At 42.5% G+C, this 15,766-nt stretch carries 13 protein-coding genes; 3 read left to right on the forward strand and 10 right to left on the reverse strand.

Annotated elements, in window-relative coordinates; all coding sequences use genetic code 11:
- Window positions 1–167 precede the first annotated feature (167 nt).
- The 7 genes from lepB to ACKGJO_RS09080 form a co-directional block, all read right to left on the reverse strand.
- Window positions 168–1,271 carry a signal peptidase I gene (lepB, locus tag ACKGJO_RS09050; protein ID WP_411323099.1) on the reverse strand — a complete coding sequence of 368 codons (1,104 nt, stop codon included), beginning with the start codon at window positions 1,269–1,271 and terminating at the stop codon, window positions 168–170.
- Between the two features lie 8 nt (window positions 1,272–1,279).
- A complete protein-coding gene (locus tag ACKGJO_RS09055; RefSeq protein WP_411323100.1) occupies window positions 1,280–1,852 on the reverse strand; it encodes a hypothetical protein in 573 nt (190 codons plus the stop codon).
- A gap of 16 nt (window positions 1,853–1,868) precedes the next feature.
- Window positions 1,869–3,674, reverse strand: a complete 1,806-nt coding sequence (gene lepA, locus ACKGJO_RS09060) for a translation elongation factor 4 (protein WP_411323101.1) — start codon at window positions 3,672–3,674, stop codon at window positions 1,869–1,871.
- A gap of 153 nt (window positions 3,675–3,827) precedes the next feature.
- Entirely contained in the window at window positions 3,828–4,166 is a 339-nt protein-coding gene (hisE, locus tag ACKGJO_RS09065) for a phosphoribosyl-ATP diphosphatase (RefSeq protein WP_411323102.1), read from the reverse strand.
- Window positions 4,167–4,289: 123 nt separating this feature from the next.
- Window positions 4,290–5,492 (reverse strand): lipocalin-like domain-containing protein, encoded by a 1,203-nt coding sequence (locus tag ACKGJO_RS09070; protein ID WP_411323103.1) that lies wholly within the window; start codon window positions 5,490–5,492, stop codon window positions 4,290–4,292.
- A 25-nt stretch (window positions 5,493–5,517) separates the two neighbouring features.
- Complete coding sequence (locus ACKGJO_RS09075; RefSeq protein ID WP_411323104.1) at window positions 5,518–8,067, reverse strand: FtsX-like permease family protein; 2,550 nt, start codon at window positions 8,065–8,067, stop codon at window positions 5,518–5,520.
- Window positions 8,067–8,768 (reverse strand): ABC transporter ATP-binding protein, encoded by a 702-nt coding sequence (locus tag ACKGJO_RS09080; RefSeq protein WP_411323105.1) that lies wholly within the window; start codon window positions 8,766–8,768, stop codon window positions 8,067–8,069. Before ACKGJO_RS09080 ends, ACKGJO_RS09075 begins: the two co-directional genes overlap by 1 nt.
- 316 nt (window positions 8,769–9,084) lie before the next feature.
- On the opposite strand from ACKGJO_RS09080, the gene hisA reads away from it, so the two are divergent.
- Entirely contained in the window at window positions 9,085–9,801 is a 717-nt protein-coding gene (gene hisA, locus ACKGJO_RS09085) for a 1-(5-phosphoribosyl)-5-[(5-phosphoribosylamino)methylideneamino]imidazole-4-carboxamide isomerase (protein WP_411323106.1), read from the forward strand.
- On the opposite strand, the gene ACKGJO_RS09090 is transcribed toward hisA, so the two are convergent.
- Window positions 9,802–10,629 (reverse strand): AMP-binding protein, encoded by an 828-nt coding sequence (locus ACKGJO_RS09090; protein WP_411323107.1) that lies wholly within the window; start codon window positions 10,627–10,629, stop codon window positions 9,802–9,804.
- Window positions 10,630–10,801: 172 nt separating this feature from the next.
- On the opposite strand from ACKGJO_RS09090, the gene hisF reads away from it, so the two are divergent.
- Window positions 10,802–11,566 (forward strand): imidazole glycerol phosphate synthase subunit HisF, encoded by a 765-nt coding sequence (hisF, locus tag ACKGJO_RS09095; RefSeq protein WP_411323108.1) that lies wholly within the window; start codon window positions 10,802–10,804, stop codon window positions 11,564–11,566.
- Between the two features lie 7 nt (window positions 11,567–11,573).
- Here hisF and ACKGJO_RS09100 read toward each other — a convergent pair whose 3' ends face one another.
- Together ACKGJO_RS09100 and ACKGJO_RS09105 are read right to left on the reverse strand one after the other, a co-directional pair.
- Window positions 11,574–12,236: a metal-dependent transcriptional regulator gene (locus ACKGJO_RS09100; RefSeq protein WP_411323109.1), complete on the reverse strand. Its 663-nt coding sequence runs from the start codon at window positions 12,234–12,236 to the stop codon at window positions 11,574–11,576.
- A gap of 65 nt (window positions 12,237–12,301) precedes the next feature.
- Window positions 12,302–14,911: a PP2C family protein-serine/threonine phosphatase gene (locus ACKGJO_RS09105; protein ID WP_411323110.1), complete on the reverse strand. Its 2,610-nt coding sequence runs from the start codon at window positions 14,909–14,911 to the stop codon at window positions 12,302–12,304.
- Window positions 14,912–14,995: 84 nt separating this feature from the next.
- On the opposite strand from ACKGJO_RS09105, the gene ACKGJO_RS09110 reads away from it, so the two are divergent.
- Window positions 14,996–15,766: an NRDE family protein gene (locus ACKGJO_RS09110; RefSeq protein WP_411323111.1), complete on the forward strand. Its 771-nt coding sequence runs from the start codon at window positions 14,996–14,998 to the stop codon at window positions 15,764–15,766.

Genomic DNA, 15,766 nt, shown 5'->3' on the forward strand with positions numbered 1-15,766 from the left:
ATTCTTCAGTTCGCACCTTGTTCAAGCGTACCGCTTGGGCTAAAGTATAGTTTTAATTCCAATCATCTCGTCACAAGCGAGACGCTTACGACAGTCGAAATGAAAGGAGATTAGTTTTAAGAGCTCAGGATTTAGTCAGTTCTGTATTCTGAATCCTGACTTCTTTTCTAATCAATCAGTGTAAAGACTCTATCAAATTGCGGAACCCAATCCCGGATGGAGAACCAGACTATCGCTGCTTTACCGATCAAGTGGTCTTCAGGTATAAATCCCCAGAACCTGGAATCCATGCTGTTATCACGGTTATCTCCCATTCCAAAGTAGTAATTCTGCTGTATAATGTAGGTGTTAGTTTCTTGCCCGTTTATGTAGATCTTATCTCCCTGCCTTCTTAAGTCGTTACGTTCGTAACGCTCAATAATATCTTTATAGATGAACCAATTCTCATCATTCAGCACGATCTCTTGTCCTTCAAAAGGAACCACGATCTCTCGCATTTGGTCAGGATTATTAAAGGCTTTAGAGAATTCACCCGGACTTTGGGTATAGTTTCTGTCAATAGAATTTTCGGGTGATACATTGAGAAACATGGTATCAACCTCAGCCCAGCCACTGACTTGTTCAGCAACCTGATCAGTCATATTTACAATATAGGTATTGTTGTTGTCGTAGCCGATCAACTCGCCCCCAACAGACTCCATCTTGGCACTACTTAAGCGAATTCGATCGTCCATTCTCAGTACATAGTGCTTCTGCAAACCCTCATGGTCCTTCTCCCGCTCACCGTTGATGTACAATACTTTGTCTTCGATAGACATCGTATCGCCGGGAAGAGCTACTGCACGTTTGATATAATTGGTTTTTTGTGAAACAGGTTTTACTTCCCAGGGCACATTAAAAACAAAAATATCGTTACGCTCTACATTTCTGAAACCGGGCAGGCGCGTCCACGGTAATTTGACTCCTGGCACGCAGGCTCCCTGTATAAAAGGGATACAAAGCGCCATAGGGGTTCTGGGACCGTAGGTGATATTTGAAACAATAAGCAGATCACCCGTCATCAAGGTTTTTTCCATGGATGGGGTTGGGATCTTATAGGAACCAAACAAAAAGGCTCGCAAAATAGCAGCAGCAATAAATGCAAACAAGATCGCATCCAGCCATTCCCTAAGCCAGGATTTTGCTTTCTTATTTTCCTCTTCTACCTTCGCTTTCTTTTTTTGCCAGTATGAGCTGCTATCCTGACTTTCAGGAGTCTTATCGTCTTTCAAATTCTGCTTTATTTAGTATTAATATGTGAAGGTTTTTTGATCTCTTCCTTCTTGTATTCACCTGCCATATAGGACACTTTATACCATTGGTTTCTTTCCGGTGAGTAAAAATAATCGACATATTCTTTTGGAGATGCATCTCTGAGTTCCCTGGTAAGCGTCCGCTTGACCTGAGGCATCAGGTCTATATATCGGCTAGCACCTACGTAGACCAATCCGTCATCGAAAGGCCCCTCCAGGTCGAGTACCATCATGGGGATATACCCGTCGATAATGAACCAATATTCAAATTGAATGGATTTACCATCCCTCAAATACCCGTCTTTTTCGATGATATCTTCCACTGTTTGCGTCGGTTCACCGTAGGCACTTTGGAGTACCGCTCGGATCTCAATAGCCGGCATTCGATCCAGTTCGTTGAAATTGAATCCCTGTCCCGTCCATTTGATATCAGCAAATTGCTGCTGAAATTTTGCACGATCCTCGCTATTCACTTTCTTGATCATGGGTTCCTCAAACTGAGCCTGGGCTGCAGTTGAGATCATGACCATCATGATGAAAAAGAATAATACACGCTTCATTAAGTTCTGCATAGTTTTACCTGTCGTCTTCGTCCATAGATAGAACAGCAAGGAATGCTTCCTGTGGAATTTCCACGGTTCCTACCTGTTTCATTCGTTTTTTTCCTTCTTTTTGTTTCTCTAAAAGTTTTCTTTTTCGAGAAATATCACCGCCATAACATTTGGCAGTCACGTCTTTACGCATGGCCCGCACGGTATCACGGGCAATGATCCGGTTTCCGATAGATGCCTGTACTGCCACTTCAAACTGTTGCTGAGGAATAAGTTCCTTTAATTTTGCACAAACTTTTCGTCCAAGATAGTAAGCCTTATCCCGGTGGGTGATACTTGAAAGTGCATCAACCTGATCACCATTCAGCAGAATATCTAAACGTACAAGATCGCCTTTTCGGTATTCAATAAATTCATAATCTAAAGAAGCATATCCTCGCGTTCCGGATTTGAGTCGGTCATAGAAATCAAATACTACTTCAGCCATTGGTAGTTCATACGTAATTTCAACACGATTATTTTGCATGAACAACTGATTTACATAAATACCCCGCCGTTCCTGGCATAATTTCATCACCGGCCCTATATAATCGGCCGGAGTAATGATACTAGCTTTGATATAGGGTTCATAAATAGCCTCGATCTCTCCGGTGCCGGGCATCTGGCTTGGATTATCTACCTCAATTCTCTCCTTTTTCTCGACCAGTTCCACTTCATACTGCACATTGGGTACCGTAGTGATAATATCGATATCAAATTCACGATCAAGTCGCTCCTGTACAATCTCCATATGAAGCAGCCCCAGGAAACCTGCACGAAATCCAAAACCAAGTGCCTTAGAGGTTTCAGGTTCATAGGTCAGTGAAGCATCATTCAACTGAAGCTTTTCGAGTGCAGCACGAAGGTCTTCAAAGTCATCGGAATCCGTTGGGAAGATACCACTGAACACCATTGGTTTTACTTCTTTATAACCGGGAATCGGTTCCTTGGCAGGATTATCTACTTTCGTAATAGTGTCACCGACACGGACATCCTGAAGCGATTTTACACTTCCGATCACATATCCCACATCCCCGGCACGCAATTCTTTGGTTGGCTCCTGTTTCATTTTCAGGTATCCGATCTCCTCTGCATTATACTCTTCCAGATTCGACATAAACTTGAATAGATCACCTTTCCGGAGCACGCCCTCCATCACTCTCACATAGGCTATCGACCCACGGTAGGTGTTGAAGACCGAATCAAAAATAAGTGCACGCAGCGGTTTGTCATCTTCCCTTTTTGGACCGGGGACTTTTTCTACAATTTCTTCGAGAAGCTGATCCACTCCTTCACCGGTCTTACCGGAAACGTGCAAGATATCTTCATATTCACAGCCAATAAGGTCCACGATCTGTTGGCCAATACCTTCTGGATCCGCTCCGGGAAGGTCGATCTTATTAAGTACCGGTATGATCTCTAAATCCTGTTCAATGGCTTGATACAGATTTGAAATAGTCTGAGCTTCAATCCCCTGTGCGGCATCTACAATTAAAAGAGCTCCTTCACAAGCTTTCAGGGCACGAGACACCTCATAGGCAAAATCAACGTGACCGGGTGTATCGATGAGGTTAAAAATAAAGTTCTCACCATTAGGGCGTTTGTAATCCATTCGGATGGCGTGACTCTTAATGGTAATACCACGCTCACGCTCCAGATCCATATCGTCCAGCATCTGCTCTTTCATGTCCCGTTCGCTAATAGCGCCGGTTTTCTGCAAAAGACGGTCTGCCAGAGTTGATTTCCCATGGTCTATATGGGCAATAATGCAAAAATTTCGAATGTTATTCATGAATTGAATAGGATAAGGGTGCGTCTCACTTTAAACGATAAAGATACAAAGAAGGCAGGAGCTGTTAAAATATGGTTAATGGTTATTTGCGAAATAGTTATTCGGGTTTAAATTCCTTCACAATGTATCCTACAAACAACCATTAACGAATAATTATTCTCCGATATGCTTGTGTGTGCCTTTACTATGGCGTTTTCGGAGCTTTTTAATGACTTTGTGGAGGGGAATCTCCTTTTCTGCCAACAACAGCATCAAGTGGAAGATCAGGTCAGCCGATTCATTAATGGTTTCTTTATCCTTACTGTTCTTTGAGGCAATCACAGTTTCAACTGCTTCTTCCCCAACTTTTTGAGCGATCTTGTCAATCCCTTTTTTGAACATGGACGTCGTGTAAGAGCCATCAGGCATTTCCTTTTTACGGTCATAGATTAGTTCTTCCAGTTCAATTAAAAATTCGAAATCCTTCTCTGTGATGGTTTTTATATCAGCCATTTTTAACGTTTGTTTATTTTAGCGGGGTTGAAGTTCTCCATTTTAGATCACCTATACAATGTATTTCGAAAAATTTAATACGCTATCTAAAATATTAACATCAGATCTTTCAGAACTGAAGCTTCATCTAATAGTGTCTTCTTCATTTTCACCATAGCCGGTCATTTCTATGTAACCGTTTCCTGTGATCCTTTCATCATACATTTCCCCTTCAATTTTGAGGACCCCTTCGTAGTATCTTACAGAAACGTCCATTTCCTGATCCGGAAAGACAGTTGAAAGCTGCAGGTCAACTCCGTGATTTGGAATTCTGAGGTTCCACTGAGTAGGATATTCTGCCTTACTATGGGGACTCACCCATCTATCTAAAACTTCAAGGCTCACGTCTCCCGGATTAAAATTGGACTTATTGCCTTCAGGGTCAATGATAGAACCGTTGGTAAATTGACTAACTGATCCATCTGAGTTCCTCAACTGATAATACATTATCTCGTAATTATTGGAGAGTTGTATTGAAAACCAATCCCAGCCTTCCTGCTCTTCGTCCAAAGCTGAAGTACTCCACTCATGGTCCATCCAGCTGTAGCCATTTACATCATGTACTTCTCCATCTTTAGTGACAGTCCCTTCAGTTTTCATTCGCGTAAAGGCAAGGTAGTATGAGGCGTTCCCTTGCTCGGATCCTTTCGGGTCGTAGCCATCTTCACCCTGTAAAACCAAAGGCTTGGCGGGGGTGATGTTCAGATCGAGTGCTGTCCCATTTTCCATTTCCGCTTTAATGCTAACCGGAAAATTCTTGTCGTTGCCGTCATTATTTTCTATCCGTTTTATCTCCCAGTCTTCCAGCCAAATTCGATGAGGTTCTGCCTGTGAACCTGCTAACCCGGCTGCGCCACGACTATATCTTTCCTCAAATACATGGTCTTCATTTTCTATATCAGAAATAGCAAAGTGCCCCAAATATAGTTGATTTGTATTCCAGTCTTCACTAAAAGCCTTATCTGATGCATTCGAATCAGGCGGGGTCATCTGACTTCGGAATATGGTAAACTGATAACCGAACTGACGACCATCATCGGTAAATACATTCCCGGTATAATACCACCATTCTGTTCTAAAGCCAGGATGTGGACCATGATCGTCAGGAAATACAAACTCTCTCGGACCTGTCGCTCTCAGATAACCTTCATTACTTCCGCCACCCATAGCTTCCGCAACGGATACCGAGGCTCTTATTTCGCCATCATCCTGCGTGATCTCCCAAATTCCGTAACCGGCCAAAGCTACAAGAAAGACCACCATCAGACTCCAAATACTTTTATTCATTATCTCGCAATTGATTTAAATATTCTCATTCATTTCTAAGTGCATCTGCAGGATTAGCCTCAGCCATTTTCTTTGAGGGGTAAATTCCCGCAAGCAGGGCAGCCACAAAAGCCAAACCTACGGCCTGCAGGAGTACTTCAGGTGTTATCTCAAACTGAAGCGTCCAGCCAAAGGACCTCAGATTGATCACATACACCAGTATGTATGCCATAAGTATACCGAGAGGAACAGAAAGTATACCTGCCATAATGCCCATAACTCCGGTTTGGGTGATCACATAATTCCAAAGCTGTCCCGGGGTCATGCCATTTGCCCTGAGTACAGCAAGCTCTCGGGATCGTTCAAGCTGCAAGGCCATCAATGCACTTAAAACCCCCATGAATGCAACAATGACCGCCAGTAATCTAAGGACAATGGTTACCGTGAATGTACGATCAAATATCTCGATAGAGGCCTCTCTCAGCCCACGATTCGATCTGATAAAAACCTCCTGTATCCCTTCTGATCGCTCTCTCAGTCTGTTCACCAGCTCATCAAGCTCTACTCCTTCGTTCGCATACAGCGCCAGACCTGAGATGGCATCATCATCAAAATATCGATCATAAATATTCCGGTTTATGGTGATCGTACCTATATCAGAGGCGTAGTCAAAATTTATAGCTTTAATAACAAACGGCTCATCTCCGAAATCCGTATTGATCACCAATGTATCATTAAGTCCCAAATTCTTGCGATAAGCATATACCTCAGACACCATAACTATCGGTTCTGAATCGTATCGTTGCCAGAAATCTCTTCCCGCTGATTTCAATTGATAAGCTTCTTGAGCTGCCTTTCCATGATCAATGGCCACCAAATTATCTGTACCGTAATTGGTTCTAACCTGCACACTTCTAACAGAACCGGCGCGTTCAATTCCCTCAGTGGCCTTTAAAACCTCTATTAGATCCGGCGCCAGTTCTGAATCTGCTGTTCTTGCAACGGAACTTGGTGGCTGTATGTACACATCAGCCTGAAGTTGAGATTCAAGCCACGAAACTACCGTGGTTCTAAAACTGTCTACCATCACCCCAACACCAACTGTTGCTGCCACTGCCACAACCAGTGCAGCTATAGCCACCGAAGTCCTGCTCAATTCAGTAACTATTCCTCTTACGGCCATTTTACCGATCATGCCATTTACAGCTCCAAAGAGAGGCCTGAACAGTTTCGCCATTCCTACAATCAGTGCGGGTACGATCAGTGAAAACCCTACGATCATAAACAATAGTGATGAATAACCAGCAGCAATTCCGCCATTGGGTATCATCAGAATTAAAACACCTGCTGCTCCTATCAACAATCCAACGCCTGCAAGGGGAATGATCCTGTTTATGATCTTTGATTCGTTGGATGATCGTTTTAGTACGGTTGAGACTTCTGCATTGGATGCCTCTCTTGCCGGCCAGTAGGCTGCGATCATGGTTGCTCCAAGTCCTAAACCAAATCCTTTTAAAATCGAGAACAGATCTATGGACAGTTGCTGAACCGAGAGTACAAAATAGAGATCATTTATTGATTGAGTGACCAGCTGAACCAGGATCTGAGCAAGAAAGATACCGGCTATAATTCCAAAAACTGTACCCAAAAGGCCTATGAATAAGGCTTCTTTAAGTATCATATAGAGTATTTCATTCTTTGAAACTCCCAATGCCCTCATTCTGCCAATCAGCGGTCGGCGCTGGACCACTGAGAAAGTCATCGTATTATAAATAAGAAACATTCCGACAAGTAAAGCCAGCATGCTAAGTGCCTGCAGGTTGAACTTAAAAGCGCGGGTCATTTGTGCCACAGTTTCGGTTCGGGATTCAGACCTGACGATCGAAGCCCCTTCCGGTAACACCCTTTCTATTCTTTGTTTTAAACCATCTTCGTTTTCTTCGTCCAAGATCAGATCAACTCGGGTAAGCTTGTCTTCCTTGCCAAAGAACCTTTGAGCGGTATTGATATCGACCAGTAACAGGCTCTCCAAAGCCTGCCTGCTTCGATCATTCTCAACCTCGATCAATCCAATAAGCTCAAGGCGGTATGGATTTCCCCCAACACTCACCTCAAGTGTATCTCCGACTTGAACCCCCATATCCTGAGCCGTAGATTCTGATATAAGGCCGGTATTTCTACCGCTCACAAAAGCAGATAGATCGATGCCGGCTTGCTGACTGGCAAAATCCCGAAATGGTGCTTCGGCTACTGGGTCAACCCCAAGAACCTGCATCGTGCGGTTCAAGCCCTGGATCCTTGCATATCCTTCTACTACAGGAGCCGATTGCCTCACTTTTGCATCGATCCTGACCGATCGATAAACAGATTCATCTAGGTCTTCTGCAGCTCCCCTGATCTGATGAGTAGCTTTTCCGGTAACCGCTTCTGTTGAAAGCTCAAACGCTTTTTCAGCACTCGTATTCGATAGGTCGATGGAAACCACCACAGCCACTCCCAGGGCAACGCCGAGAATCGATAGGCCAAAATGCCATGGGTGTCGCATTAAAAAACGGAAGCTGGAAAGCCAGAGTAAGTCTTTATTATTCGAACTCATCAGGCTCCTTCAAATTCAGTTACATCATGCAATTTACCACCCTGTAGTTCAACAACACGATCGGCAATAGAACAAATATCCCGGTCATGTGTTGCCAGGATGATCGTTCTTCCATTGTCTCTTACGAGTTTATTTAAAATATCGAGGATGTTTTTCCCTGTCTCGTAATCAAGATTTCCGGTAGGTTCATCGGCAAGTATGAGCATGGGCTCGTGAGCCAATGCCCTGGCAATGGCAACTCTTTGCTGCTCTCCCCCAGATAATCTGTCCGGATAACTGTCTCCCCGATCTCCTAACCCCACTTCTTCTAAAAAACTCCGGGCTTTATCTAACAAATTCTCATCATCAATACCCTTTAGTTTAAGCGGAAGCAGTACATTTTCTTCTGCTGTGAGTGTAGAGATCAGATTAAATGACTGAAAAACGAATCCAATATTTTTTCGTCTGAAAAGTGTACGTTCTTTCTCATTTAACTTGGCAAGATCCGTTCCCCCAATGTTGATCTCTCCGGAATCGGGCCGATCTATGCCACTGATCAAATTTAGCATCGTGCTTTTCCCGGAGCCTGACCTTCCCAAAAGAACGATCATCTCTCCCTCATTTACGTTCAATTCCAGTTCATTGAGAACAGAACGTTCTTTATCTCCCTCCTGATAACTCTTATTAACTTTTACCAGGGATATATGTGATTCGTTTTCCATGCAGTTTTTCTTTATTTGTTGCTCCGACCAAACACATGCATTTTAGGAATTGTTCCTTCCTGAAATACTATGAATTGAATCTAATGTACTATTATATCTATCCCATCAGGTATTAACAGTTACACACAACGCCTAGCGCAAGCGTCTCGCTTGTGCGGTGTGCTGTTGACACAGGTAGTTCAATTCAAACAAGCCCAAGTGCGACGCTTGAACCAGGCGGATCTAACTAGGGATTTTATTTAGACTAATTTGCCAATATTTTTTGTGTAACTCTTTCCACATACCCATAACTTTGGGGCGAATCAAAAAAGATATTATGCAAACAATACCTGCTATCGACCTTTTGAATGGTCAAGCTGTTCGCCTCCATAAAGGGTCTTACGAAGAAGTAACCGTTTACGATAAATCACCGGTAAATCAGGCTAAAAAATTTAAAGAAGCCGGTTTTGATCATATTCATGTGGTTGACCTGAACGGAGCAAAAGAGGGAAGGTTTGTAAACCTTCCTCATATCAAAGAGATCATATCAGAGCTTGGGATCTCAGTTCAAACCGGTGGTGGCATCCGCACCTTCGAAGATGTTGAGATGCTTCTGGAAGCCGGGCTTTCTAAGGTTATCTGCAGTTATATGGCTATCAAAAATGAAAAAGACTGGCTCAAGGCACTTGACTTATATCCTCAAAACATGATCCTGGGCATGGACCTGAAAGATGGAAAGATCGCCTATTCCGGCTGGCTGGAAACAGCCGAAGAATCCATAGAATCATTTTTAAGCCGTATGATAGATAATGGTCTTCAGGAAGTACTTTGTACTGACATTTCAAAAGACGGTACGTTATCAGGCCCAAATTTTGATCTCTACCAAGACTTACACCATAATTTCACGGACATCAGGTTGATCGCATCCGGCGGTGTATCCTCAATGGAAGACCTCAACAAACTCAACGATGCTAACATTGAGGCTGTAGTAATTGGAAAGGCATATTACGAAGGCAGAATATCCCTGGAAGAAATGGCGGCTTTCAATAAGTAATTACTTATCTTTGATCGATTTATCGGTTCTACTGTGGATATAGAGATCGCCTTTATGATCTTTATAACCCAAATCTCCGGTTTTATAAAACTCTTCTGTAAAAGCTGTTTCCGACCTGACTATAACAGGCTCAGATTTTTCTATAGTTCCATTACACCGTACCTGCACTCCCTTGACCGGTTGACCACAGCAACGATGTTCGTCACTTATCACATCAGGGATATTTCCAAATTTATGAGCACATATCAGGCCTCCAGCTTCTGTCTGCCCGTATCCCTGAAAGACTTCAGCACACCTTTTTGACAATGCCTTTAACTCCCGTGGTTCTACGGGTGTGCCTCCATACACGAGCTTGGAAAGTTTCCATTCGTATTTCATCAGGCTTCTTAAAACTGCCGGAACTGTTAATAAAACATCAGGTTTAAACTGATGAATAGCACGGTACCATTTTTCCTCATCCCCTCTATTAGTTGTAATAAATCTGTACTCGTTGCCCACATGCTCGGCCATCATTGCCCAGCTGAGACCGGCTACGTGCCACGGTGAAGCCAACATCAATAATGTATCCTCAGATTTGATCTCAAAAGCTGAAGATGTATAAATGGCGTTCTGTATTATATTTTCGAAAGTATTCCATATGCTTTTAGGTTTTCCTGTGGTCCCACTCGAAAATAAACCTACGTATTTACGGTCTTTTGAAACATTGGGAACTTCCGGATTTCTATCTCTGTAGTGAGGCGGAATGATAATACAAGACCCTTCTGATTCTATAATTTCCTTAAAGAGACGCTTCGGCTCATCCGGTACCTTGAGTTCTTTGTAATTCATTTGTGCTTTTACGCTTTACAACCTAAAAGGCCTTGGCGTACGTTCGATTATTTATCAATTTTATTACATGATTCAATAAAAAGTGCAGGGGATAATTTTCTATATTAAGCCTCGTAAATATCCTGCACGATTACTTTAAAGTCGTGCGTTTATTTGGAATTTCAATAAGTCTATGCTTACAAAAAGAATTATTCCCTGCCTGGATATCAAAAACGGGCGAACAGTAAAAGGTGTGAATTTTGAAGGCCTCCGTGATGCCGGCAATCCGGTTGAGCTTGCGAAGCGTTACAGTGAGGAAGGTGCAGATGAGTTGGTATTTCTTGATATCACGGCTACACTGGAGAAGCGTAAAACACTAAAGGAATTGGTTAAGAAAATAGCCGCTGAGATAAATATCCCATTTACAGTTGGCGGTGGTATTAAAACAATCGATGAAATTGAAGAATTACTGAAATCAGGTGCCGATAAAGTTTCTCTGAACAGCAGCATCGTGAAAAATCCTGACCTTATCAATGAGGCATCAAAGAATTTTGGGGCTCAAGCCATTGTAGCTGCGGTTGATGCCAAAAAAACAGGTGAGAGCTGGAATGTTTTCATCAAAGGCGGAACCGAAGACACCGGCTTGGATGCCATTGAATGGATGCAGGAAGTTGAACAAAGGGGTGCCGGAGAGATCCTTCTCACCAGCATGGACAGAGACGGCACTAAAGAAGGTTTTGACTTGGAGCTTTTGAAAAAAGTAAATCAGCTTGTCCGCATACCCGTGATTGCAAGCGGGGGCGCCGGTAAAATTCAGCATTGTGTTGATGCCGTTCTTCAAGCGAACGCTGATGCCGTTTTAGCTGCAAGTATCTTTCATTTCAAAGAAGTGGAGATCAAAGACCTCAAAAATGAGATGCTAAAAAACGGCATAGAGGTGAGACCTTACACAGACTGATTTAGGGTCAGCTAACATCCAGCAGATATACGTCACTTGCCACTGAGTATCCAACCACCTGTTCACTTTCCCCTTCCAGCATGATCTTTACAGGCCCATTAAATGGTGCTTTATCAAGGATCTCAACTTTTACCCCGGGTATGATACCGATCTGCTCCAAATAACGTAATTTTTCAGGGTCCTGATCTTTTACCCTTCCCACAACATATCTAATATTCTTTTCGGCTTTTGTGATCGAAAGCTTCGCCATTTCAGGAACTACTCCGTCTTTAGTTGGGATCGGATCTCCGTGTGGATCGTGTGTAGGATGATTCAATAGCTCTGCAATACGGTCCTCAAATTGCTCTGAGATATGATGCTCCAGGTTCTCAGCTTCATCATGCACTTCATCCCAGGAATATCCCATCACATCTTTTAAGTACAACTCTAACAATCGATGATGCCGCAATACTTCCAGTGCGATCTTTTTACCTGCATTAGTCAGCGTGGCTCCTTTATAAGACTGATATTTTAACAAATTCATCTTAGCCAGCTTCTTCAGCATATTGGTTACTGAGGCCGACGACACATCCAGGGCGTTGGCAATATTTGTGGTGGTTGCCGTCTCTCCCTCTGTCTGTAAGATGTAAATTGCTTTGAGGTAATCCTCAACAGACTGACTAAGTCCCATAGCTTCGAATGATTGATGAATTTTGGTCTGGAATAATATAGTTCCTAATTATACGGAAAAATCAATTACTGATTAGCGGAAGCATCAGCTTTTATGATAACAAGAGTCATATCATCGTGTTGTTTCGCCAGACCTTTGAACTCATTAACATCACTGACTATGCTTTTCATGATCTGTTCTGATGAGCTTTTTCGAATATTCTTAACCAGCTCCTTGAGGCGCTCCTCACCGTAAAAACGACCACCTGCATCCAGCATTTCTGTGATACCATCTGTATAGAGTATCAGTACATCACCTTCTTTTAGTTTGAGCTCGGCCTCCTCTATACATTGAATGAAATTATCTCCTTTGGCCATACCAATTCCCAGGCCTTTGGGTTTGATCCACTCTGATGAAGCGTCATTTTTAACCAGCAACATTGGATTGTGACCTGCACGGGCAAAGGTAAATGTTCGTTTTTTCGCTTCAAATATTCCATATATCATGGAAATAAAAGTTCCCCGGGTAGCATTTTCATTGAACAACCTATTCAGCTGATTCAATAATTCGACCGGAGATAAGATCAAGGCACTTAAACTGTGAAGCACTCCTTTTATAAATGTCATATAGAATGCAGCCCGAATACCCTTGCCACTTACATCCCCGATAGCGATGGCAACTCGTTCCTCTCCCAAAGAGATCATATCATAATAATCCCCACCTGTTTCCTGTGCAGGAATACATATTCCTGCCATATCAATACCGGGTAAACTCTGTATTTTGGAGGGTAAAAATGTATGCTGAACCGCGCGGGCGATCGAAAGCTCCTGCTTTACCCTTTGCTCTTTTGCCTGATCTTCAATGTATGTGGGCACGTATTCAGGTAACTCTTTTCTCTCACTTCCTTTTAATACGAAATAGACTCCCAATATAGCAACAAAAGCAAGAACAAGCAGAAATAGGTAGAATGTATTAGCATCGGGTGAACTGTTTATTACCCAACCTTTAGACGTTGTTAGAAAATTCAGGTACACAAAGAAGCCCAATACCACCGTCAGAAAATCGTATCGCAGATAGAAATATCCCAGAAGTAACCCGACCGCACTTCGCATGCCACGGTTCAGTATATCAGGTTCTATATTAAATGGTAGTACATCCATCAGCCCAAACAAAACGGCACTGAGTACTAAAATGATATAATCTTTGCTTAACAACGCTTTAAATTGATTTCCAATGATCAGATAGATAGAAACGATGACTAATAAAACCGTCATCACTGTGATCAGCAGGTTTGCGATTGATGGCAAAAAATATTGATCTGATAACAATTCGGTTCCGGCAGATATATACGCAGTTGGAATTACACTTAGAAATAATCCCGTCACACCGGCAAGTAATCCTCCAATACCGATTGCGTTCACTATGGCCCAGCCAATGGGCTTATTTATAAAAAGACCGTTTCTAATGAGGTCCCAGCTCCTTAGTTTTTCAGGCCAATACTGCCTGGTGATCGAATCACTGACCGCCGTCAATACAAAGAAAGCGACAGCGCTGATAGCACCCATTACCCCAATGAATAGCATACCATTAAGAATCTGACTTATGTCAACAACTTGCAAAAGAAAATCGAACGAATTCAAAAACTGGAGGATCCAGAAGGCAGGAACTGCAAAGCCGGCTAAAACAGCTACAATCATCGCCGGGCGGGTATCAATAGCTCGTGCTTTTATACGCATGTAGAATATGAAAAACAACCAGATCACAAAGACCAGAATTAAAAACAGAGCCACTGACTCCAGGATATCTGATAATTCTTCATCGGCTGTTTCTAACTGTGGCCTCAGGTTATAGCTTAGACCCATCAATGACCCTGCCGGTAAAAGCTCCAAAGTCAGAGATGCTGAAATTTCGGTTTGAGGATCAGTCATACTCAAGAACGCCTTAGCGTACCTGATATTAGTTTCATCGACCAATTGAACAGAGTCACGCGAAAGTTCAAAGTTCTTCCATACCGATCGATCTAAATAAAAGTCTGTGTGTTTCCAGATCAGCTGTTCTGCAAAAAGTTCAGATCCAGGAGTGTCACTGAATATCCTAAGCTGATCCGGCAACACATTTCTGCTTGATCGATTTTGAGCCTGTCCATTCAGATGCTGAACGTCGAGCAATCCTGTTATCAACGAGTCTTCCAGTAAACGAGAATAATTTTTGATCTCATTTTCATATACATGCTGAATAGCCTCTCTGTTAAATGGCCGCTGTTTGAGGATCAGTGATCTATTAGTTGAAAAAGCAACTACATTACCTTTAGTATCAAGCCTTAGCTCAAGCGTCAACTCATTCTCAATTTCTTCACTGTAAACTTCATTGATCCTCCAGGTGAATAGCGGAAGACCGCTAATGATATCCGATCTCCGTAAGAGTTCATCAAGGTTTTTTTTACCTGTTTTTTTCTGAAGCGTATCCAGGAAACCTGTTTCAGATTCAAAGGTAGCAACAGGATAGAACGATTGAGTTTGATACTGCCAACTCTGTAATACCGAATCAGCTTTGATGAGTATCTCATTTTTGGGAAGATCAATTTCAGCTATTCTGAGAGGATGCACTCCAGACAGAGCATAGAAAAAGCAGATCATACCGGCGATGCCGATGACCACAACCAACAGATCCCTAAAGTCTTTTTTACCCTTTTGCATATAGTACTCTACGAAAAAATTAAAATAGGTTACAGAATATCCTTAGATTCACCAAAAATTACGAAAGTTAATCTCACTATTTATATGTGCCTGATCACATTTGCATACAAAAAGCATCTGAAATATGAGCTGATACTGGCAGGTAACAGAGATGAATTCTATGGCCGGCCAACCCGTTCTGCTCAATTCTGGACAGAGGAAGGTCATTCTGATATTCTGGCCGGCAAAGACCTGGAAGCAGGCGGCACATGGCTTGGCATTCATAAAGATGGAAGATGGGGAGCGTTGACTAATTATAGAGATCCAACCGTTATCAAAGAAGATCCACCCTCACGCGGTGAATTGGTTATGAATTATTTGACTTCTGATAACTCAGCTATCGAATATTTGCAAAATCTATCAACAACAGCTCAGGACTATAACGGGTTTAACTTATTGCTTTGGGATAACGGACATTTTTATCATTTTTCAAATCAAAGCAAGCGAATGACAACCATAGAACCAGGCGTTCATGGGATAAGTAATGCCCTGCTTGATACTTCCTGGCCAAAAGTAGATTCTGCCAATGAGCAAATGAAAAAATTGATAAGCTCTGATGAGATCAACAAAGAAGAGTTATTTGAACTTTTGCTTGACCAATCAAAAGCAAATGATGAAGACCTGCCGGTGACCGGAATTCCCAGAGATCTTGAAAAAGCGATCTCATCCATATTCATCAAAACAGAAAATTACGGTACTCGCTGTTCATCAATCCTTCTTATTGACAAGAATGGAAACATTGACTTTACTGAGCGTACATTTAATCCCGGTTCAGACACGATCAAGAATGAGCAACATTATCAAATAGAGATATAG

Origin of the sequence: Gracilimonas qinghaiensis, assembly GCF_046602855.1 — a bacterium.
GTDB lineage: Bacteria > Bacteroidota > Rhodothermia > Balneolales > Balneolaceae > Gracilimonas.